22 protein-coding genes are annotated in these 22,791 nt (G+C 39.9%); 17 read left to right on the top strand and 5 right to left on the bottom strand.

Annotated elements, in window-relative coordinates; all coding sequences use genetic code 11:
* Positions 1–236: 236 nt before the first annotated feature.
* Together rocF and J7I96_RS15905 are read right to left on the bottom strand one after the other, a co-directional pair.
* Positions 237–1,187 carry an arginase gene (gene rocF, locus J7I96_RS15900; protein WP_214768209.1) on the bottom strand — a complete coding sequence of 317 codons (951 nt, stop codon included), beginning with the start codon at positions 1,185–1,187 and terminating at the stop codon, positions 237–239.
* A 561-nt stretch (positions 1,188–1,748) separates the two neighbouring features.
* Positions 1,749–2,480, bottom strand: a complete 732-nt coding sequence (locus J7I96_RS15905; RefSeq protein WP_214768210.1) for a hypothetical protein — start codon at positions 2,478–2,480, stop codon at positions 1,749–1,751.
* Positions 2,481–2,671: 191 nt separating this feature from the next.
* Between J7I96_RS15905 and J7I96_RS15910 the strand changes: the two genes are divergently transcribed.
* The 16 genes from J7I96_RS15910 to J7I96_RS15985 all read left to right on the top strand — a co-directional run bounded on the left by J7I96_RS15910 (position 2,672) and on the right by J7I96_RS15985 (position 20,296).
* On the top strand, positions 2,672–3,556 hold the full coding sequence (locus J7I96_RS15910) for a hypothetical protein (RefSeq protein ID WP_214768211.1): 885 nt from the start codon (positions 2,672–2,674) through the stop codon (positions 3,554–3,556).
* A 296-nt stretch (positions 3,557–3,852) separates the two neighbouring features.
* On the top strand, positions 3,853–5,472 hold the full coding sequence (locus J7I96_RS15915) for an amidohydrolase (RefSeq protein ID WP_214768212.1): 1,620 nt from the start codon (positions 3,853–3,855) through the stop codon (positions 5,470–5,472).
* A 102-nt stretch (positions 5,473–5,574) separates the two neighbouring features.
* On the top strand, positions 5,575–6,807 hold the full coding sequence (locus J7I96_RS15920; protein WP_214768213.1) for a Zn-dependent hydrolase: 1,233 nt from the start codon (positions 5,575–5,577) through the stop codon (positions 6,805–6,807).
* 109 nt (positions 6,808–6,916) lie between these two features.
* A complete protein-coding gene (locus J7I96_RS15925; protein ID WP_214768214.1) occupies positions 6,917–7,117 on the top strand; it encodes a DUF3311 domain-containing protein in 201 nt (66 codons plus the stop codon).
* Positions 7,114–8,598, top strand: coding sequence for a sodium:solute symporter family protein (locus J7I96_RS15930; protein ID WP_214768215.1), 1,485 nt, complete (start codon positions 7,114–7,116; stop codon positions 8,596–8,598). Before J7I96_RS15925 ends, J7I96_RS15930 begins: the two co-directional genes overlap by 4 nt.
* 51 nt (positions 8,599–8,649) lie before the next feature.
* Positions 8,650–9,516, top strand: a complete 867-nt coding sequence (locus J7I96_RS15935) for a carbon-nitrogen hydrolase family protein (protein WP_214768216.1) — start codon at positions 8,650–8,652, stop codon at positions 9,514–9,516.
* 319 nt (positions 9,517–9,835) lie between these two features.
* Positions 9,836–10,153, top strand: a complete 318-nt coding sequence (locus tag J7I96_RS15940; RefSeq protein WP_057277689.1) for a DUF3870 domain-containing protein — start codon at positions 9,836–9,838, stop codon at positions 10,151–10,153.
* Between the two features lie 160 nt (positions 10,154–10,313).
* Positions 10,314–11,474, top strand: coding sequence for a DUF819 family protein (locus tag J7I96_RS15945; RefSeq protein WP_214768217.1), 1,161 nt, complete (start codon positions 10,314–10,316; stop codon positions 11,472–11,474).
* Positions 11,475–11,489: 15 nt separating this feature from the next.
* On the top strand, positions 11,490–12,572 hold the full coding sequence (locus tag J7I96_RS15950; RefSeq protein WP_214768218.1) for a dipeptide epimerase: 1,083 nt from the start codon (positions 11,490–11,492) through the stop codon (positions 12,570–12,572).
* Positions 12,573–12,595: 23 nt separating this feature from the next.
* Positions 12,596–13,597 carry a C40 family peptidase gene (locus J7I96_RS15955; protein WP_251025046.1) on the top strand — a complete coding sequence of 334 codons (1,002 nt, stop codon included), beginning with the start codon at positions 12,596–12,598 and terminating at the stop codon, positions 13,595–13,597.
* 304 nt (positions 13,598–13,901) lie between these two features.
* Complete coding sequence (locus tag J7I96_RS15960) at positions 13,902–15,701, top strand: S9 family peptidase (RefSeq protein ID WP_214922843.1); 1,800 nt, start codon at positions 13,902–13,904, stop codon at positions 15,699–15,701.
* A gap of 475 nt (positions 15,702–16,176) precedes the next feature.
* The gene (locus J7I96_RS15965; RefSeq protein WP_214768221.1) at positions 16,177–16,974 is read left to right on the top strand and encodes a DUF2935 domain-containing protein; all 798 of its coding nucleotides are present in this window, start codon (positions 16,177–16,179) and stop codon (positions 16,972–16,974) included.
* 147 nt (positions 16,975–17,121) lie between these two features.
* Positions 17,122–17,772 (top strand): GntR family transcriptional regulator, encoded by a 651-nt coding sequence (locus tag J7I96_RS15970; RefSeq protein WP_214768222.1) that lies wholly within the window; start codon positions 17,122–17,124, stop codon positions 17,770–17,772.
* 113 nt (positions 17,773–17,885) lie between these two features.
* Complete coding sequence (locus J7I96_RS15975; protein WP_214768223.1) at positions 17,886–18,674, top strand: SDR family NAD(P)-dependent oxidoreductase; 789 nt, start codon at positions 17,886–17,888, stop codon at positions 18,672–18,674.
* A 35-nt stretch (positions 18,675–18,709) separates the two neighbouring features.
* Positions 18,710–19,462: an SDR family NAD(P)-dependent oxidoreductase gene (locus J7I96_RS15980; protein WP_214768224.1), complete on the top strand. Its 753-nt coding sequence runs from the start codon at positions 18,710–18,712 to the stop codon at positions 19,460–19,462.
* A gap of 48 nt (positions 19,463–19,510) precedes the next feature.
* The gene (locus J7I96_RS15985) at positions 19,511–20,296 is read left to right on the top strand and encodes a glucose 1-dehydrogenase (protein WP_214768225.1); all 786 of its coding nucleotides are present in this window, start codon (positions 19,511–19,513) and stop codon (positions 20,294–20,296) included.
* 189 nt (positions 20,297–20,485) lie between these two features.
* Here the strand turns inward: J7I96_RS15985 and J7I96_RS15990 are convergent, their stop codons facing one another.
* Entirely contained in the window at positions 20,486–20,641 is a 156-nt protein-coding gene (locus tag J7I96_RS15990; RefSeq protein ID WP_214768226.1) for a DUF4021 domain-containing protein, read from the bottom strand.
* A gap of 156 nt (positions 20,642–20,797) precedes the next feature.
* Here J7I96_RS15990 and J7I96_RS15995 point away from each other — a divergent pair, with 156 nt between their 5' ends.
* Positions 20,798–21,448, top strand: coding sequence for a lysozyme family protein (locus J7I96_RS15995; RefSeq protein ID WP_311315165.1), 651 nt, complete (start codon positions 20,798–20,800; stop codon positions 21,446–21,448).
* An 88-nt stretch (positions 21,449–21,536) separates the two neighbouring features.
* On the opposite strand, the gene J7I96_RS16000 is transcribed toward J7I96_RS15995, so the two are convergent.
* Together J7I96_RS16000 and J7I96_RS16005 are read right to left on the bottom strand one after the other, a co-directional pair.
* Complete coding sequence (locus J7I96_RS16000) at positions 21,537–22,088, bottom strand: ribonuclease FAU-1 family protein (protein WP_214768227.1); 552 nt, start codon at positions 22,086–22,088, stop codon at positions 21,537–21,539.
* A gap of 162 nt (positions 22,089–22,250) precedes the next feature.
* The gene (locus tag J7I96_RS16005) at positions 22,251–22,751 is read right to left on the bottom strand and encodes a VOC family protein (RefSeq protein ID WP_214768228.1); all 501 of its coding nucleotides are present in this window, start codon (positions 22,749–22,751) and stop codon (positions 22,251–22,253) included.
* Positions 22,752–22,791 lie beyond the last annotated feature (40 nt).

Consider the following 22,791-nt stretch of genomic DNA (forward strand, 5'->3'; position numbering starts at 1 on the left):
GATTACTTCTGCATTAAATAAGCATGATTCAATATACATAGGTACTGCAGAAATAATTTCGAAAGCGCCGCTTATTAAAGAAAAGGAAGCCAAGCGTCAGGAAACTAGGGATGTAAATTGATTCAAATCGATCATCCGCCAATGGAGGAAGAAGCTCATAAACAAGTATGGGCTTTTTCCTATGGAGTATCACTTTAAAGAACTCTCTATCTTTCTATCAAAAACAAAGTGTCCGATTATTTTACTTGAGCCAATAAATCAGGAGTGTTATGTTCTTCCGCTCCATAAAGTAATTTTTCCCCAAGCAATGAGCCCATTAATGCGACAGCAACTTCAGCCGTTTTATTATGCTCGTCCAATATTGGGTTTATCTCAACAAACTCTGCCGATGTAATGATATTAGCTTCAGCCAGCATTTCCATGGCAAGATGGCTTTCACGGTAACTAATGCCTCCCATTACAGGCGTACCAACCCCAGGTGCATCATCTGGATCAAGACCATCAAGGTCAAGTGATAAATGTACAAGATCCGTACGTTCTTTCAGATAGGCGATCGATTCTTCCATCACTTTTGTCATACCCATTCTATCAATCTCATGCATCGTATAGACTTTAATTCCTTTTTCCCTTATTAACTCTTTCTCACCTTGGTCTAAAGAACGGGCACCAATGATGACAATGTTCTCCGGTTTGACCTTTGGAGAATATCCGCCGATGTTAGTCAGAGCAGGGTGGCCAAGACCCAAACTTACAGCTAGGGACATACCGTGTATGTTTCCTGATGGGGATGTTTCGGCAGTATTTAAATCTCCATGTGCATCATACCATATTACCCCTAAGTTTTCAGTATGCTTCGCTAAACCGGCTAATGTCCCGATAGCAATGCTATGATCTCCCCCTAAAACTAAAGGAAAACGATTCGCTTGGATGACTTCATCCACTTTTTGACTCAATTTTTCATTTCCTTCTGCTACATCCTGAAGATTCTTTAAATTTGTGTCACTATCACTTTGTGCTCTTTCCTGTATTTCTACTTTAATATCACCTTCATCACGGACAGTATAGCCAATATTTTCAAGTCTTTCACTTAATCCTGCATATCTGATGGCACTAGGCCCCATATCCACTCCTCTTCTAGTTTGACCAAGATCCATTGGCACACCAATGATTGAAATTTCCTTTTTCATATGTAATTCCTCCTTCGATTTTTCTACCCTAGTATAAGGGTAAAAAGAGTGATGACTCAACTCGACATTTTTTTGAATATTTATACGATTGAAAAAAGGGTAAAGGTCCTGGGTTAAAATTCCTATTATTGATTTTCATGAACATAATATATTACCTCGTGGGGTATTAGGGATAATGGAAGAATCCTTGTAAAAACTGCAATTGTTGATATTTTTATCCCAGTAATGGAAGTGATAGCGCTGCCAATCAGAATCTTTCATTAAGGGTGATTCAGAAGATATTAAATATAAATTACTAGATACATTTATTCAGGAAATGGGGCAGTTCTACCTATAATGCCTGGAAGGATTTATCATTTTTATATTAAAAAAATTTTTTTGGCGTGAAAATAAAGAACTTTTTCTCCAATCTGGTTAATCGCGGGAAACGATTCCTTACAAAAAATGGGGTAGTTTGCTAGATTTATATGGAAAATTTTATTTTAAGTAAACAAAAAAAGGTAAAGAGCGGCAGGCTGAATTGCTGCTCTTTACCTTCCTGTTAAAAACTATATGTTGGTTTTAAAACTTTTTATGCCATTCGTCATCTTCAAGTGGCACACCTTTGGTACTAATATATTCTACAATCATATTTCCATGTTCAAGAACTTTATCTTTTTTAAGGCCATAGATTATTTCGGTAAAGCGGTCTTCATCTGTTTCCTGTTTCTTACGTGAAAGGGTAATTCGAATGGTTGGAGAAACATCGTAATCTTTATAGCTGGCTGGCTTATTCGGATCAATGTTCAATTCTTTCCCGATCCCCTCATCAAAGACCAAGAGTAATTGATTATAATCACCTATTTCTTCTTGAATCTTCTCCCAATCTTCGCTTTCTGCAATATCTTCCATTTCCTTGGATATCAACACTTCACCCAGTTCTTTTTCAACATATGGCCTGATTTCCTTCTCTGCATCATCTTGCCATTTATCAGAAAGGAATGTATCCTCCATTTCCCCTGCTTCATCATTAAAGAAAACGAGAAAATGCGTACCAAATTTTTTATGTTTCACTTTAGCTGCATATTCAAAATAGCCCCGGTTTCCCATATTGTCGTATAGGACATCATATATTTCGGTTCCTTCATCAAAAGTATCCTCTAAATATCTTTCAGCTTGATCCAGGATCTTCTTTTCTTCATCAGGATCTGCTTTCATGCTCTGTGTGAATGAAAACAAAAGGATTACCACACCGACCAAGATGATTGAAAAAACACCTAATAAAGTAAGTGAAATCTTCTTTGTTTTGCTCAAGGAACACCCTCCTGTAATCACTGCTACTTCAAAATAATTCCCATATTATTCTAACATCTTAATCGCTCATTTTACTATAGAAATTGAGCCTATCTTTTCCCCAATGCGAAATCTAAATTACCTGCCCTCCAAAAGACCGGAAATTTTGTTACAATAAATAAATCCTTAGTACCCTAAAGGGAGAGATTCACATGGAAACCTATCAAAGAAAAATGAACCATAATCGGGATGAATACAGAAAGATGCGGTGGAAACAGCATCGTATACAAGTTACAGGTTTATTCGATGCCGTATTTTCGAAAAAAGCGTTCGTAGATAAAGTGGCCATCGTCGGAGCAGGCAATTGCGATGATTTGGATATAGAGTATCTGGCAACTAAATGCAACTCCATATACCTATTTGATATTGATATGGAAAGTATGGAAAAGGGTACGGCAAATTTGCCTGAACGGACCCAGGAGAAAATTCAACTTATTGAAATTGATGTAACAGGCCTCGAAAAAGTGGATTTTGATCACTACCTATCTTCGATGCTGAATCGTGGTGAAGCGGCAGAGGGGATTATTCAATACTTAAAGGATACCGAAAAGCGGTTAGGTCAGCTTTCTGAACGTGTTTTTGCTAATTATTATAATGAATTTGATATTGTGGCAACTTCCGCCATTTATACTCAATTATTTTATAATTGGGCCATGGAGTTGCTTTCCGATCATGCAAACCACTATCAGAAAAAAGATGCAGAAGAGATGAAGAATGAAATTTTGGATGTAAGGGATGAGATCGTTCGTACAGTGAATCACTCTATATCTAAATGTACCAAGCAAAATGGATTCTGTATTACATGGACTGATATCTTAAAAATCGAACCTGAGTATATGGATACCATGAATGAAGGGCTGAATGCCATCTTTGCATTGGCCTCGAACGTGGGATATGGGGCAGCCTTGATAGGGGTAAAAACGTTTATTGAAAAAGTGGATAAAAGCGAATTAACCCTTCGATACTGGCCATGGGATTTTCAAGAAAACAAACAGTATTTGACCCTTGGCATTATCGGGAGAAACAATGGGTTGTAATTGAATAAAGCGGGATAGATAAGCAAATAAGCAGCTGAATCTATCCTTTTTTTGATTGGTTATATTCCCTTTAAGAATAGAGGAGACTGGGGTCAGCAAACCAGATAGATTAGACATAATTATATAAAAGGTATAAAAAAACGATGATATTTTTAACTATTTGTCTAATGAATTCACAATCTGGTGTGGATATAATGAATCTGTTGAAAACGGAATATTCCGATAAATGGCGGCGGGGACAGCAAAGGAAGAGGTTACAGAACTGAGGGTGAAACAAAAAGGAAGGGGTGTGTTGGTTGAAAGCTGATATCGTGTTCATGAACGGTGAAGTCATAACCGTAAATCAAAAAAATGAAGTAGCGGAAGCCCTGGCAATTAACGGTGACCGTATCTCGGCAGTCGGAACGAATCAGGAAATCAAGGTATTTATCGGAGAAGAAACAAAGGTGATTGATTTGCAGGGAAAGTCCTTACTTCCTGGGTTTATAGATTCTCATATTCATCTTATATTGTATGGTGTCAATCAATTGGCAGTAAGCTGTAAAGCGGAACATATCAAATCTGTAGAAGATTTGTTTATCGATCTGAAGAAGAAAGCTTCGACGATCCCTAAAGGTGAATGGATCCGTGCTTGGGGCTTCAATGAGACCGCAGTGAAAGAAAAACGTTATCCAACAATAGCAGAATTGGATGCTATTTCAACAGACCATCCCATTATCGTGACCCGCACATGCAGCCATATAAGCGTGGTGAATAGCAGGGCGTTAGAGATTGCCCGAATTGATGAAAACTCAAAGAATCCGACTGGAGGGGTCATTGAAAAGGATGAAGCGGGGAGGATAACAGGCAAACTCATTGAAACAGCAAATATGATAATGGCCGACAGAGCAAGCTATTCAGAAAGTGAACTGTTGAAGGCAGTCAAAATAGCGTCGGAGCATTTCATCGCAGCAGGCATTACAAGCATTCATGAAGCTGGTGCTCATGGTCCTGAAAGTTTCCGATTAATGCAGCAGGCTATAAAAAATCAGGATATTCGTGTCCGTATCTATGCGATGGTCGGTTCATTGAATAATTCTCATGAATTTGTGAATAAAATGGTGGATTCGGGAGTGATAACCGGAACGGGGGACGAAAGATTCAAAATTGGACCAGCCAAACTGTTTACGGATGGCAGCAGTACCGGTCCGACAATTGCCACCCGTGAGCCCTATTCGAGTGATCCAGGTTATTCCGGAATTCTTTATTATAAAGAAGAGGAAATCTATCAAGTATTAGGTCGGGCACATAAAAAAGGCTATCAGATCACAGTCCATGCCCAAGGGGACAAAGCGATAGAGATGTATTTAAATTGCGTGGAAAAGGCTTTGAATGAATCGCCAAGAAAAGATCATAGACATAGGATCGAGCATGCTGGAATATCTTCGCCAGATTTACAAAAGAGGATGAAAGAACTTGGTGTCATCCCAATCCCCAACCCTCCATTTCCTTATGAATTCGGTGATATATATATTGAACATTACGGTAATAGGGTCAACCACATGTACGCCGCCCGTGATTTTATTGATAATGGTATCCTGGCCGCAGGCGGTTCCGATGCTCCGGTTACTGATCACGACCCTTTATTAGGCATACACGTTGCAGTTAATAGAACAAGCAGGTCAGGAACGAAAATAGGTACGGTTCAATCGATTAGCGTATTGGAAGCGATTAAACTATACACTTGGAATGGCGCGTTTGCGAGTTTCGATGAAGATGTCAAAGGCAGCCTGGAGGCAGGTAAGCTGGCCGATCTAGTAGTATTGAATGATAGTATATTGAAAGTGGATTCCCAAAATATCAAGGATTTGAAAGTTGAATCAACGATTCTGAATGGGGAGATTCTTTATCATAGGGAAACATTGGTAGAAATATAATCTAGCGTAACTACTCTAAAACAACAAGACCTTCACTTACTTTTTTTAGCTTGAGCGAACGCAAGGATATTTAGCAGGTTATCTAAAAGGGGGATATTCGCTATGAAAAAGCAAAAATTATTAATTAATGGTGAGAGGCTGAGTCGTACGCTAGAGAAATTTGCTGATTTTGGACGCACAGAAAACAACGGGGTCACACGGCTATCCCTTTCCGAAGAAGATCGCTTAGTCCGTGATTATTTTTGCGCTTGCTGTAAAGAATTGGGTATGACCATAAAAGTTGATGATATGGGGAATATTTACGCCACTTTGGCGGGACTTGAAAACAAACCACCTATTGTAATGGGATCACATATGGATACAGTAAAAAAGGGCGGGCGGTTTGATGGTATCTTGGGTGTAGCTGCAGGGTTGGAAATCGTGCGTACTCTGGTCGATAATAATATCCAGCCTAAAATCCCGGTAATGATCGTCAATTTTACGAACGAAGAGGGGGCCAGATTCGAACCTTCCATGATGTCTTCGGGGGTTCTTTCGGGTAAATTCGAAAAATCCGTCATGCTGCATAAGACGGATAGTGAAGGAACCACTTTTGAAAGTGCTTTGAATGCCATTGGATATGCAGGGGATAAAGAGTCTCGTTTAAAAGAAGCGACTGCATTTCTAGAGTTGCATATTGAACAAGGGCCCATTCTAGAACGGGAATCACTAACGATCGGTGTCGTTGAATGTGTACTTGGTATGGTGTGCTATGAGGTAGAAGTTACAGGAGAGTCCGATCATGCAGGAACCACCCCGATGAATATGAGAAAAGATGCTTTCTTCACCGCGAATAGCTTGATTATGGAGGCCCGTCAGAAGTTAGGCATGCTTGATGACGATTTGGTTTTTACGATGGGAAGGGTAAATGTGTTTCCTAATATCCATACGGTCATTCCTAATAAAGTGGTTTTTTCGCTAGAAGCGAGACATAAGGATTCCAAAGTCATCGAAAAGGTGGAGGAAGTCATAAAAAGTCTTACAACTAAAGGTTCAGAAGGTGGCTGCGACATCCAAGCGAAAAAATTGTGGGACAGGGATACCGTTTGGTTCGACAAATCCATTTGCAATTTGCTAGAGCAATCGAGCAAATCACTTGGACTACCTTATAAAAGAATGGTAAGCGGTGCAGGACATGATGCACAGTTTATAGCCAGTTATATACCTACTGCCATGGTTTTCGTCCCAAGCATCAACGGTAAAAGTCATTGTGAAGAGGAATTAACTACTTGGGAAGATTGTGAAAAAGGCGTCAATGTAATTTTGGAAACGGTCCTTGCCATGCAGTCATTCTAAGCGGAAATAGGACCGAAGGGTGCCATCAAACCATCAGTCCAGCATGGAAGTCGGCTTGACTGATGGTTATGCATCCGTGTAAGTAAAACTAATAGGGGGAGGGTATAATTTGGACGCTATTAAGCTATTGCTTTTTGTTCCATTTATAGGGTTTTTAGGTTTATTGCCCTATGCAAATAAAATAGAACCGTACATATTGGGAATGCCTTTTTTGTTATTTTGGGTTGCATTTTGGATGGTTATGGCATCGATTATCTTAATGATCGTCTATAAGTTCGATCCTGATAATAAAGGAAGTGATGCTGAATGAATATTTCATTGCTCATCATTGCCATCTTCTTGGTTCTAGCACTTTATTTAGGGATTAAAGCAAGAAAAGGGAAAGATATGGATATGGAGCAATTTGCCGTAGGGGGCAGGGGCTTCGGTACATTCTTCATTTTTCTCTTGATAGCAGGTGAAATTTATACAACTTTTACATTCCTGGGCGGAAGTGGGTGGGCATACTCAAAAGGTGCCGCTGCTTATTATGTTCCCGCCTATATTTTCTTAGCTTATGTCCTATCCTATTGGCTCGTCCCTAAAATATGGAGATATTCAAAACGACATTCCATTATCTCTCAGCCCGAGTATTTTGCATCTAAATATAAAAGCAGGTCAATGGGGATGATCGTTGCTGTATTGGGTAGCTTAGCCCTCGTCCCGTACATAGTCATACAGCTTAAAGGATTGGGTATCATTGTTTCAGAAGCATCATACGGAGCAATTTCACCAGTTGCTGCAAGTGTGATTGGTGCTGTGGTTGTAACTACCTATGTTATGATTTCAGGCATTCATGGTTCGGCATGGACTGCCATACTGAAAGATTTCATGATTTTGGTGGTCGTCATCTTTTTAGGGATTTACATTCCAGTTCATTACTTCGGAGGCATACAGCCAATGTTCGAGACCGTGCAAGCTGCCAAACCGGAAATGTTGGTTTTGGCAGATCAGGGATTGAGTCAGTCCTGGTTTGTGTCCACCGTTTTGCTGAATGCACTAGGATTTTATTTGCTGCCACAAACTTTCATGGTCGTTTTATCGTCCAATGGGGAAAAAACACTTCGCAAAAATGCAATTGCGTTACCTTTATACACATTGTTGCTGCTTTTCGTTTTTTTCATTGGGTTTACAGCCATCATGCAAATCCCGGGTTTGCAAGGAGCTGATGGTGATCTCTCACTTTTAAGGCTGGCGATACAAACATTCGATCCTTGGGTGATAGGGGTTATCGGAGCTGCAGGTTTATTGACAGCCCTAGTACCGGCTTCAGTCATGCTAATGGCTGCATCGGTAGGTCTGACCAATAGCTTTTTCAAAGTCCTGGTCCCTGCTGCGACTGAAACACATCAATTGATTGTCTCAAGGATAATCATAATTGGTATCTCAATCATTGCTTTAATTGTAACGGTTTCAGGCGGCGAGGCTTTGGCCATCCTGAATATCATGTCTTACAGTTTAATTACGCAACTGGCCCCGTCCTTGTTTTTGAGTTTGCCAAAAACCAATATAATCAATAAGTATGGTGCGATGGCTGGAATATTGGCAGGTGTCCTAATTGTTTTATATGCGACAATTTCAGATGTGAAGGTTGCTACATTCCTGCCAAATACCCCACATGTAATTAATGATATCAGTACAGGCGTCATAGCTTTGTTGATTAATATACTAGTAACATTCCTTGTAAGTGCCCTGACTAAACAAATCTCCAGGCAACAGACCGAAATGAATGATTTGGACAAGATATCCTGATTTCTTTTAAAGTTTGGAAGAACTGATAAAACATGATTTGGGAGGGATTTTGTGAAAATTAAAATAACGGCTTGTCAATTTCGTGTAGAAAAAGTGTCAACTTTCCATGAATTTCAGGAACAAGTAGAAGACTTGATCAGCCAAGTTCCCGAAAACTCAGATTATATCATTTTTCCTGAACTGTTAACGATCGGGTTATCAGCCGCCTTTGGAGAACAGGAGGCCTCGTCCTTTATCAGGATCGATGAATATACCAATCAATACAAAGCTCTTTTCAGGTCACTTTCAAGAAAAAGAAAACAGGTCATCATTGCGGGCACTCATCTTGAACGCCGCGTAAATGAATACTACAATATTGCTTATATTTTTGATGAAGACGGATCAGTCGTTGAGCATAAAAAAACTCATATCTTTCCTGCTGAAGCGAATTGGCATACTTCTGAAGGCGATGAACTGGAGGTTTATTCCGTGGGTCCGGTTAAGATAGGAATAGCGGTATGTTATGAAGCGGAGATACCTGAAATTTCAAGGATATTATCAGTGAACGGTGCCGACATCATTTTTTGCCCATCATACACATTTACAGAGGCTGGTTTTTGGCGAGTTCGCCATTGCGCACATGCACGTGCAATAGAAAATCAGGTATATTTTGTTCATTGCCCCACAGTTGCTGAACCAGGATCACCCTTGCCGAACGGATATGGCCGTGCCAGTATCCTTAGCCCCTGTGACAGCGCTTGGCCTGCTAATGGAATAGTAGCCGAGGCGGTAATAAATGAACATACCATCATTACCGGTACAGTGGATATGGACGAACTTTATGAGAATCGAAAAAGTGGTGCAGCAACCACCTTCAAGGATCGTAACCGCCGAAAAGATATGTATGCGAAATATGAACCATACGAAGGGCTGAAATGATGTGTTGGATCCCGAACCATTGTCGTCCGAATGAAGGTCCAATAAAGTGCGGTTATAGGTCGTAAAATGACCCTGAAACGAGTTCTTTAACAATACCTGGTTATTCTTCGTGATTCTTCAGTTTGATTGGCGTATTAGTTATAGAACTTATCTATTCTCTGGCCGAAGGAATCGGGAATTGACTTAATATACAAAATATATTGTCAAATGCTTGCTATATATATTAAAATATATATAACCATTTCATATTGTAATAATATAGATAGTCACCCTATTTATACCTGTTATGATGTCTGTAATGGCAGGAGGCACAACAATCATGTTTCAACAGAATACAGTATATATAGTTGGCGAATCAAAGGCACCGTCCAATAATCCAATTACACAGCAATTCAACTGCTTTTTTATCGGGTTCGTCATTAATCGTGATACGCATGAAATAGTGGATGCGGAATGTTCGACCACGATATCGATTACATCACGCTTCATTCAATCCATGTTAGTTGGTAAATCCATTCTTCGGCCCGATGAATTGGAGACAGAAATTGAGCAACGGTATTTTGGTTCATCTCAGAAAGCACTGACCGTCGCCCTAAGAAATGCCAGCATCAAATATCAGCAACTTTATAAGTTATAGCTGCTTCTTTTGTCAGTCGCAATTGAAATCCAGCTGTTAAAGAGTGCGTACGCGCTCTTTAACAGCTGGATTTTTCTATTTAGTGCCATGTAAGAATCAATAGATTAGTGTGAAAAAATGGATATTACCTTTTGTTATAAAATTTAAGGAGGTATGGAATATGATTCAAGATGGTGTGATGTTTGTCTGCTTTTTATTGGCATTTACTGCCGTGATTGCGGTTATGGAAAAAAAGATTGGAGGAAAGTTCTTCAAGTATGTTCCTGGTATTGTCCTTATCTATATTGGAGCGGCTCTGATGAAAACATTCGGGGTCTTTTCAGATAGTGAGTCAGTCGAAAGTGCATATAGCACCATACGGGGGCTCCTGCTGCCTGCCATGTTGATGCTCATGCTTTTGCAATGCGATATGCGGAAAATCATCAGGCTTGGACCAAAGATGCTTTTAACTTTTTTTGCGGCTTCATTCAGCATTATTGGAGGGTTCACTCTTACTTACGTTTTAATGAACGGCTTTTATGCGGAAGGGACTTGGAAGGCATTCTCGGCTTTAAGCGCAAGCTGGACAGGGGGCTCTGCCAATATGGTGATCTTGCAAGGGATACTCGATGTCCCTGAAAATATTTTTGGCTATGCATTGATCATGGATACAGTCAATTATTCCATTTGGGTCATGTTCTTGTTTTGGCTGGTGCCTCTTGCTGGTAAATTCAATATTTGGACGAAAGCGGATACATCTTTCATTGATCAAATGACTTCCGAGCTTGAAGCGGGGGAAACCGCCAAGACGGAATTTGGATTCGTGGAATTGATCGGTTTCTTGGCGCTGGCTTTAATTGTTTCAGCAGGGGCAACCAAAATTGGGGAGAGACTGCCGGTACTCGGTGCCGCGGTGAATGGAACCACTTGGACGATCATCATCGCTTCGACCGTAGGGTTAATTCTGGCTGTAACGAAGGTTGGGCGTATTGCCGGTTCCATGGAAATTTCCAAAGTCATGCTTTATATCGTCATTGGTTTAATTGCTTCCCATGCCGATTTTTCACAGCTGTTTCAAGCACCTGTGTATATTATTTCCGGCTTTATGATTCTATTCTTTCACGGATTGATAATGGTCATTTTGGCAAAAATCTTTAAGTTGGATCTATTTACAATGGGAGTTGCCTCTTTGGCCAACATAGGGGGCGTGGCATCAGCCCCCATATTGGCAGGTGCATTCAACCGGGCGCTAATACCGGTCGGGATATTGATGGCAGTACTTGGCAGTCTTCTGGGCACCTATTTTGGAATTCTTACATCATATATACTCTCAAGTTTTTAAGGAAGGGTTGTTAATATGAAGATTGAAAGTTTACAAGTATCAGTGGAAACCTTGCCACTTATCAAGCCATTCAAGACTGCATTACGCACCGCAATGGAAATTGAAAACATAATGGTTTCCGTAAAATTGGAGGATGGAACGGAAGGTTTGGGGGCTGCAGCCCCTACGGTTGCCATCACAGGTGATTCTACAAAAGGAATCATGACGGTCATTGAAGAAGCAATCACGCCACATCTAATTGGCCGGGACATCGAGAATATCAATGCATTGTCTCAACTGATCCAACGATCCTGTGTAGGTAATACAAGTGCAAAAGCTGCTATTGAAATCGCTTTGTACGACGCAGTCAGCAAACGATGGCAGCTCCCATTATATCAATATCTTGGCGGTGAAACTAATGTCCTGAAAAATGATATGACAATCAGCGTTGATGAACCTGAAGAAATGGCAAAGGCAGCATTGTCCATTATCGAAAGCGGATTCTCTACGATGAAGATAAAACTGGGGAAGGATTGGAAGAATGACGTGGAGCGCGTTGCCTGCATTCGTGCTGCTGTTGGCGAACAGGTTATGATCAGGATTGACGCAAATCAAGGGTGGACAACAAAACAAGCGATTTCCATCATTCATGAAATCGAAGAAAGAAAGCTGAACGTTGATTTGGTGGAACAGCCCGTGCAAGCCCATGATATCGAAGGATTGAAAGAAATAAAACGCTCTGTCCAAGTGCCGATCATGGCCGATGAAAGTTTGTTTTCCCCACGTGATGCCATGAGACTCCTGAATGAACATGCTGTTGATTTCCTTAATATCAAATTAATGAAAACTGGAGGGATTCGACGTGCACTCCAAATCGCCGATATGGCAGAAGCAGCCGGGGTGGAATGCATGATCGGGAGTATGATGGAATCATCCGTTAGTGTAGCGGCCGCCGCTCATCTGGCAACCGCCCATCCAAATATAACGAAGATTGATTTAGATGCCCCATTATGGATTAAGAATGAGCCATTTGAAGGCATTCAATTTATGAAAGATCAACTTCTCATTTCCGATAAACCTGGACTGGGAGTCAAGAGGAAATCCTCTTTTGCTCAATAAAAAATTTCGAAAGGGTGAATGAATTGAAAAGGTTAACCGTTTTTGTGTTATCATTATTGGCTTTTGGTATTTTAGTATTCAGTCCCAATGAAGCTAGTTCCAAGGAGAAGCAGAGAAATGCCTATGTTGATGTGAACGTGGCCACTCTTTGGACTGAGCCGGGATTGTTAAGGGGAATCGATGCCCCTTCTGCATCGAATCCCGCTGATTTGAATGAATGGATCAGCTCGATGAAATATGAAGACAAGCTGTGGCTTGTAGGAAAACTGGAAACACAAGCTTTATATGGTTCTAAAGTGACGATCCTTGAAGAACGTGGCGAATGGGTGAAAGTAGCCGTTTCCAATCAGCCTACACCCCGCAATGATATTGGTTACCCAGGTTGGATGCCAAAGGCACAATTAAAAGAAGGACATTCTTTTGAGAAGCAATTTAAACGAGGATTTGCCCTTGTAAATGCCCCGAAGACCTGGCTTTATTCGGATTCGAAACTTCGGTCCGAATTCATGGAAGTCAGCTTCAATACCCGGCTTCCGCTATTGCAGGTGAAAAAAGATAAAGTGAAGGTGATGACACCGGATAATGGGGCAAAATGGATGGAAAAGCAAGAAGTGTCAGTCTATCAAAATGAAAATCAAATACCGGCTCCAACCGGTAAGGACATCGTTGAATCAGGAAAAGGTTTTTTGGGGCTACCTTACCTATGGGCTGGAATGTCCGGTTTTGGATTTGACTGTTCTGGATTTACGTATACGATGTACCATGCTAATGGAATAACGATCCCAAGGGACTCTTCCATACAGGCTCAGCATGGCAAAAAGGTTGAAAAAGAAAATCTACAACCAGGTGACTTACTATTTTTTGCCCATGATAAAGGGAAAGGAAAGGTCCATCATGTCGGAATGTATATTGGTGACGGCAAAATGATCCATTCACCTAACAGCTCAACACATGTAAGGGTAGATGAAATAAAAACATCGGGATACGGAGAGGAATATGCCGGAGCAAGAAGATATATCGATTGATCTTAAGGGGAAGCTTAAGAGCTCATTGCTCTTAAGTTTTTTTCATATTAAACAGATCTTCTCTCAGTCTATCGAGACCCCGATGTCTTTAAAAAGGAATAGTTTTGCATAACCTGGATGTTCCGGATGCCTATAGAGTGTTTAGTTAATATTAAATGAGAAAAAATATATTTCCGGATGATTTTTATCCATATTTCGCTAGTTAAAACCTTAATTAACTATTTCCTTAGTATCGATAAGGAAAAATATGGTATAATTATTAACAAATATTTCTCAATATTATAAAAGTAAGGGGTTGCCAATGATGATCACTTTTCCAAAACCTGATGTTGAGCAATTTTTACGAACGTTTTCCATTTCTGATTTTGCTGTAAGTCCAGATGAAAAACATCTGGTTTTCAGTACCAATTTGAGCGGCAAGTATAATTTATGGGGAATGGATTTGCCAAACTCCTTTCCTTATCCTCTAACATCCATCGATCAAAGCTGCCAAGGGCTTATATATGATAAGAAGAGCCGGTTTATCATTGCTGGTTTCGATCAAGACGGTAATGAAAATACCCAGTTTTACGGAGTTTCTTTGAATGGAGGTACATTGAAGGAAATCGTTAATCATGAAAATACACGAAATTTCATGCCAAAATTATCGAATGATAGTAAAAAGCTCTATTACACGACATCCAGAGGAAATCCTTCCTTTCTAAATTCCTATTGTTTGGATTTAGAATCAGGACAGGAAAGACTGGTACTGGAGGGGAAAGATGCAGCGACCTATTTATTTGGCTTCAGCCCTGATGAAGAAACCTTACTTTACTATAGACATTTTGCTAATACATACACTCTTCTCTATGCAAAAAAAGGGAACGAAGATATCCTGCTCACTCCGCCGACAGAGAAACAACACACAGTGAATGATGGGGTTTTTGTTTCGGATTCGATGATATATTTATTGACTGATTATGATTCGGACTTTACCTATTTGGCTTCATACAACCTTGAAACAAACAAGTTCTGTAAAGTTAAAGAATTGGAGAATGAGAGTTTTACTGCCATTACTTATAGTAAAGAGAATCAATTATTATATATAACCAGTCAAAAGGGTGTAGAGGATAAATTATATGAAATCAATCTGCAAAATGAAAATTGGAGAAACATCCCCGTGCCATGCAGTGTCATTAATAAACTTGAAGTTGCTGCATCAGGCACGCTTTACCTATTTGGCATGAGTGCAACCAAGCCTCATAATATCTATAAAAATACAGGTGATGAGTGGGTATCATTAACTAAATATACTGTTCCTTGCGTCGATTCTAATGAATTGGTTGAACCGGACATCATTACCTACCCTTCCTTTGATGGCCGGGAGATCGAATCGTTATTTTTTAGGGCAAAAAAGGAAAATGACAATGGTGAAGTCATTTTTTGGCCTCATGGAGGACCTCAAGCGGCAGAACGGAAGTTTTTTAGAGCTTCATTTCAATTTTTCTTGAATAACGGTTACAGTATTTTCGCGCCAAACTTCCGCGGTTCAACTGGTTATGGTTTGGAATTCATGAAAATGGTAGAGGGAGATTGGGGAAATGGCCCGCGGCTTGATAATGTAGCCGGTCTTGATTGGCTGATAGACCAAGGGCATGCACAAAAAGGCAACATTCTTTTGATGGGCGGAAGCTTCGGAGGCTATATGGCTCTTCTGCTGCACGGGCGACATGCGGATTATTTTAAAGCGGTTGTCGATATTTTCGGCCCATCCAACCTATTCTCATTTATCAATTCCGTACCTGAAGACTGGAAGCCAGTCATGGACCAATGGGTAGGAAACCCTGAAAAAGATAAAGAAAAACTAATCGAGTTTTCGCCTATTACCTATCTGGAATCCATGATAAAGCCAATGCTTGTCATACAAGGAGCAAACGATCCCCGTGTCGTCAAAGAGGAATCGGATCAAATCGTTCAAGCGTTGAAGGATAAGGGAAGAGATGTCGATTATCTGCTTCTAGAAAATGAAGGACATGGATTTTCCAAAAAAGAAAATGAAATTGCCGTCTATCAAAAAATACTCTCCTTCTTAAAGCGGTTCACAGCAGTAACAGAGAAGGTATAATCCAAGTTTAGAACCCCTGCGCTCACGTTCAAAGTGATGAAGTAGGGGTTTTTGAGTACTCGTAGTTATAATGGCAGGCGCCTTAAGTGTGTGCCTGTGTTTATTTGCACTATTAAAGACCAAGGATGCACCTGGAGCAAAACCCTATTATCGTGACATTATTGTCTTCCATTTTTACTTTATCCTATGCTTCGAACTGGCCTGCCTTTCATCCCGGTCTTCCTTTTGTTGCTGTGCATAGAATCCATTTTCATGCATTATACATATGATTCTCATCACTTTTATTACAAATCAATGGGATTGAGAGGCGATAGTCCTTTTCCAATAATTAAACTGGTGGGCGGCCCTTGGGTTTACGTTCACTCCCTGTTTCTTTTTTTATTACGCCCCATATAATTTATTTTAATAAGTTTGTAGGTTTAAGAATACAAATAATAAGTGAGTTTCTTATACTTTAAAATATGGGGGAGAGCAAATGAACGAGTTTTTGGAGAAAACAGCAAGATTCGAACATCGGTTTTGGCTGCAAATCTTAGGAGACCATGCCAGGTTCATCCATGAGTCTTTAGCTCCGGTCGAAGTGGAATACATTGAAATTGCCTCAGAATTCATTCAAATTTTTGATACTCTCCTTGGTAAAGCCAATTCTGAAGAGATTACGCAGCTTACTGCCATTGCAGAACAAGAGACATTAAGATTTCGGGAGTTTAAGCTATGTCTTTTAAAAGAGCATCTGGTAGGTAAAATTAAAATACATCTTTCACCTTCATTCATAAATCATATGGTGAACGAATTAGAAGAATATTTAAGATTATTGAAATATTTCAATTCAAATCAAATGCCGCCGGTTTTTCATGAACTTCATCATCATTTGCTTTGGCTGCTAGATGCAGCAGGTCATGCAGGTGCAATATCATCCAATATGGATGATGTTGAAAAAAGATTAAAAGAGAAAAGTGAGCAATATAAAAAACATTTTAATGATTTTTATTTAAAAGCTGTTGAAATGGCAGGATTTTTACGAACCAATCTGTCAACGTTCCCAGCATTGGAAAAAATGAATGCGGACGTCACATTGGAAATTAAATTCTTCCAGCACTTCCTGCTTGAATTAGAAGAGCTTGACCTCAGTGCGCAGGCTCTTGGAACTTTTGCGCCATTAATGGCCGATCATATGTGGCGTGAAGAATGTTATTATTTAACGAAACTCGCTGAATCGACAGACATGGAAAAGCCAAACTGCGATCCAGCGAAACCGAGGCTAGTCGAATAAAAAAGTACCTCATGGAGCCCTTTCTTTAAATGGGCTCTTTATATGTGCTTTCCTTAATGGATGTGATTTATAAAGGAAGTTAATTCCTATCCTTATGTTATACTAGAAGAACTAAAATTAATTATAGAAGTATAGGAGTGCTGAAAGATGTTTGGAAATGCTTCCAATTTGACAGATGGCATTTATTTTGGAGAATCGTTACCACAACAAATCGCTAAACACATTTTAAAAAAAATCATTGAAGGTGAAATAGAAGCTGGAGAGAAAATCGTCGAAGAAGACATTTCCAAAGAATTGAACACTAGCCGTGCACCCGTACGCGAAGCCCTTTATTTACTGCAGGTTGACGGTATTGTTGAGAGGATGCCGCGGCGGGGAACGATCGTCAAGCCATTTTCACAAAGGGAAATCATTGAATATAATGATGTTACGATCGGACTGATCCAGATGGGCATTGAATTTTCCCAAGGGAATTGGCACTCAGAAAATAAGCAATCATTACAAAGGCATTTGGAAAGTGCAACCGATGAGTGTGAAAAAGGTAATGTTATCGAGTATCAAAAAAGGGCAACACAGATATTTCGATATATTTTTTCAATCGCCAATAACAAAGCATTAGCAAGATTTTTTGAAGAAGCCAGTCATATCCTCATGGTTTTTGCCCAAAGTCAATGGAATACGGAAACGATGGAAAGTTTCCATTTCAGATTAAAGATGTCTATTGAGGCCATTCTAGAAGATGATTTAGTTAAAGCAAAAAATGAAATTCATGAAGCCTTGAATCGTGGAGTGATGTAGAGTCTTTGACTCTAAAACCAAATTGTCGACAATCGACAAAAAGAATGTTATGATGTAATCGTATTCAAACAAGAATATCTTCACCAAGATTAAAGGGAGAAAGGGAGAATATTATGCAAGCATTCGATTTTACGGAAAAAGTAGCAATTGTTACCGGTGGCGGCGGGGGTATCGGCCGGGCAGCTTCTATTACACTTTCAGAAAATGGTGCCAAAGTGGTTGTTGTAGACCTTTCCGAAGAGGCTGGCATGCTAACGGTAAATGAAATCAAAGAAAACGGCGGCGAAGCGAAATTCGTAAAAGCCGATGTTACAAAGGAAGACGATATAAAAAATTATGTTCAAAAAACGATAGATTTCTATGGAAAAATCGATATTTTCTTGAATAATGCAGGTTGGGAAGGCAAAATAATGCCGCTTATCGACTATCCTGCTGAGGTTTTCGATCAATTAATGTCAATAAATGTACGAGGTGTTTTCTTGGGCATGAAACATGTATTGCCCCATATGATTGAACAAAAAAGCGGGGCGGTCGTGAATACAGCTTCTGGAGCTGGTTTACTGGCAACGCCAAACATGGTGGCGTATGGCGCTAGTAAACATGCGGTTCTAGGAATGACGAAAACAGCTGGTGTCGAAGTAGCTCCACATGGTGTCCGGGTGAATGCCGTCTGCCCAGGTGTCGTCAACACGGCTATGATGCGGTCGATTGAAAGCGGATTTGGTCAAGGTGATTCCGCGGCAGCAGAAACGGCTAGAAAACAGTTGGAAGCAACTACTCCGGATGGCCGGTATGCTGAGCCTCAGGAAGTTGCAAATCTAATGATGTACTTAGTATCCGATCTTTCCAGCCATATTACGGGTCAAGAACTTGTAATCGATGGAGGGGCCATTTTAATCTGATTAGCAAAAAAACATTATTAAAGGGGGACCCATACATGAGTTTAATAGGAAAAGTCATAATAATTACAGGAGCGGGCAGTGGAATTGGTAAGGAAACGGCATATAAATTAGCTGAACAGGGAGCTATTGTCGTAGCGGCTGATTATAATGATGTTGCCGCTAAGGAAACGGCTGAATCTATTCAACAAAAGGGAGGCACGGCATCTTTTGTGAAAGTGGACGTAGCTAAAGCGGAAGAAGTGGAAGCGATGGTCGAAGCAGCAATTGCCAATCATGGCACCATCAATGGCATATTCAACAACGCTGGAATTGGACTAGTAAAACCATTTTTGGAAATGGATCCAGAATCATACCACAGAGTCGTTGATGTGGACCAACACGGTGTATATTATGGCATGTATTATGCGGCAAGGAAGATGGTGGAGCTTGGTGTAACTGGGGCAACGATCGTTAATACAGCATCTATATATGGGACAATGGTTTCAATTGGCAGCTTTAACTACCATGCCGCAAAAGCCGCTGTCATCGCGATGACTAAATCCGGTGCCATTGAACTTGCGCAATATGGGATTCGAGTTGTCGGCGTGGCACCAGGTTTCATCGAAACGCCTATCATTGGTGATGATCAAAAGTTCCTGGACAGTTTGGCACAACTTCATATGAGGAAAAAATTGATTCAGCCAGAAAAAGTTGCTGAAGTTGTAACGTTCTTGTTCTCTGAAAAAGCAGATGCCATAAACGGACAAGTCATCCCTGTTGATGATGGATTCTTAAGCTTTAAAGGATAATTATAATTAAAGGATTTTCGAAATAACTTAAAAAGGGAGTTTTGACAAATGAGCGAACGATTCGATGGAAAAGTTGTAATCATTACTGGGGCAGGATCAGGGTTAGGACAAGCAGCCGCTTTGGAATTGGCTAAAGAAGGGGCTAAACTTTCATTAGTTGATTTAAACGATGCATCTTTGGAAGAGACAAAAAAATTAATCTTGGAAATTGCACCAAAATCGGACGTGCTTCTGGTCACTGCAGATGTATCGGATGAAGAAGCAGTAAAGAACTATGTAGACCAAACAGTCAGCAAGTATGGCAGAATCGATGCATTTTATAATAATGCGGGTATCGAAGGTAAACAAGCCCCTATGGCTGAATACGATAGCGAAGTTTTCAACAAAGTAACGGACATCAATATCAATGGTGTATTCTTTGGTATGAAATACATTCTGCCAATCATGAAAGAACAAGGAGCAGGGGCAGTGGTGAACGTGGCTTCCGTAGGTGGAATTCGTGCTGTACTTAACCAAAGTGCATACGTTGCGAGTAAGCATGCTGTTGCAGGCTTAACGAAAACAGCTGCCATAGAATATGGTCAATATGGAATCAGCATTAATGCCATTGCACCAGGAGTTATCTTAACGGCAATGGTAGAAGGTTCATTCAGGCAAATAGGCGGGGAAAATTGGGAAGAAGCAATGGCGGATTTCGTCAGTGTGAATCCTAAGAAACGTTTTGGTAAACCTGAAGAGGTCGGCCGTTTAGTCGCCTTCCTATTATCAGGGGAATCGGAATTCATCAACGGGGCAGTCATTCCGATTGATGGCGGACAATCTTCACAATACTAAACGTGTAAAGGGAGTGACAGTATTAGGTCACTCCCTTTTCAATCGTATCCTTTTAGATAATGACCAAATGAATTAAAATTTTAAAAATCAGTACGTTATGAAACAAAAAACGAACCTTTAGAATAGTATCGGAACTCATAAAAAAAACGCCATATAAGGTGCTTAACAAAGATTAAAGAAACCAATTCGTTACTTTTCTTTATCATGAAGCTTATCTTCATATTCAGTTTCCAACATACCATACAGACCATTCATTTCCTGTTCATCCGGATCTGCCCCAAACTCGTTTCTATAATTTTTCTTTTTATCATCAAGGATTTCTTCTTTTTCATTCTTCTTCTCCATACATATCACCTCCAACCAATAGAGTGCCTCATTGTTCGATAAAATATGCATGGTAATCTCATTTGCAAAACGTTTTATTGGGTATTCTAAATAGTTATTAGTCTTACTATTTGTTAAGATATAAATATATTAACTTAGAGATATCGGAGAGGGAATGTGAAGAAGAAGAAACGTAAGAAATCAAAGAAAGTTTTTACCATTTTCATCCTGATTTTTGGATTTTTGCTCATTAAGGAGATCATGAAAACCCCCTATTCCGAAAATGTTTCCACATCAGTAAATACGCTTGATTCTTTCGCGAACGTAAAAAAGTATAGCTCACTCCTTCAAGGGGAGTTGGCTAAATACGGACTTGAGGAGCATACTTCGACATTGATTGCTTTGATGCAGCAGGAAAGCCGAGGACGGGGCGGTGACCCAATGCAGGCATCTGAGTCAGCGGGTCTTGATCCAAATACAATCACAGATCCAACGGAAAGCATTAAGTATGGGGTGAAACATTTTAAGAGGATCAATGAATATGGCAATGAAAAGGGTGTGGATTTTGCCACGATCATTCAAGCATATAACATGGGTATTGGTTATATTGATTTCGTGGCGAATGAAGGGGGCAAGCATAATGAAGAGCTTGCGAAGAAGTTCTCCATGCTTCAGGTCGAAAAGAACCCCAAGCTTTATGATTGCGGCGGGGACAAGGATAATTTTCGGTACCCATATTGCTACGGTGACTACTCATACAGTGCAAAGGTATATAAAAACATTGAGGAGCTTGACAACAGTATATCGGCTCAAGCTGATGGTGAGTGAGGGGAACAAAAAGCCTGCTGAATGAAGTAGGCTTTTTGTTCATGGTAATGCTACCTCTTTTGCGGAGTTCAAAGAATTAAAACGATTGTCATTTATTGTTCAACCATGGAAGGAGGTCGTTATGTTTATAGAGTTTCCCGGATTCCTCAATGATTTGTGAAAGAAGGATATCAATGGAATCAAGTAAAGAGTTTAAGGCTTGTTTAACAGAACCACTCTCAAATTGCTCTAAGGGCACAGGTAACTCTTCCTCGTCCAAAATAAAATGTGACCCATCCGGAAGCACCAAGATATCAATGATCAAATCCTCAAAGGATAACAACTTATCCGCCAAATATGTATTTTTTACAATATTAAAATAGGAACCTAAATAATTGCCTTCAAAATCTCTCCAAAGGTATAAATTATAAGGGCGGTCTTTCCAATAATAAGCTATCGTATAACTTCCAATGGGTATGTTTAATTCTATGGGACCCGCTTTCATCGTAAACGCATCCATGATTTCATGAAATAGCACGACATGATGATTTTGTGCGTTTAATAGCATACAGGTATGTTCTACAATTAAAGAGTCATAGCGGATTTTTCTTTCAATTATTTCATTGCCCAGTTTAAGCGGTGTTGTATATATATTGTCCATCATTTTATTTCTCCCTTAAAAACCATCTAGATCATTATGCCATTTGTTTCTTTTACTTTGGTAAATATTAAAACCTAATTTCACAAGTACCGAGAGATTAGGCTTTAACTATTTTCAAAATCGTTCACTCTTCTGCCTAATCTGAATGTTGTTTATTGGAACTTATCCTTGATACGCCTGCTCTAAAGTTTTAATGTCAATTTTCTTCATTTGGAGCAACGCCTTCATCATTCTTTCCGATTTTTCAGGATTGGAGTCGTTCACCATCTCGGTTAGACTTTCTGGGATGATTTGCCATGACACGCCAAATTGATCTTTCAGCCAACCGCACACTTGCGCCTTTTCATCTCCGCCTGCCGAGAGTTTTCCCCAATAATAGTCCAATTCTTTTTGATCCTCGCAATGGATGATAAATGATATTGCCTCTGTGAATTTGAATTGAGGACCGCCATTTAATGCTACGAATTTTTGTCCTTCCAATTCAAATTCCACGGTCATCACAGAACCCATTGTCTTTCCATGGATTTGATTTCCTTCATTTCCATAGCTAGTGATTCTTCCGATCTCAGAATTTTCAAAGATGGATGTGTAGAACTTCGCCGCTTCTTCGGCTTGTGAATCAAACCAAAGGTTAGTGGTGATTTTTTGAATTTTGTTTTTCATGATTTTTCTCCTTTATTGTTTGCATGTTAGCCAGGATAAC

This window comes from Bacillus sp. ISL-78 (assembly GCF_018613455.1).
In the GTDB taxonomy this organism is placed as follows: domain Bacteria; phylum Bacillota; class Bacilli; order Bacillales; family DSM-1321; genus Peribacillus; species Peribacillus frigoritolerans.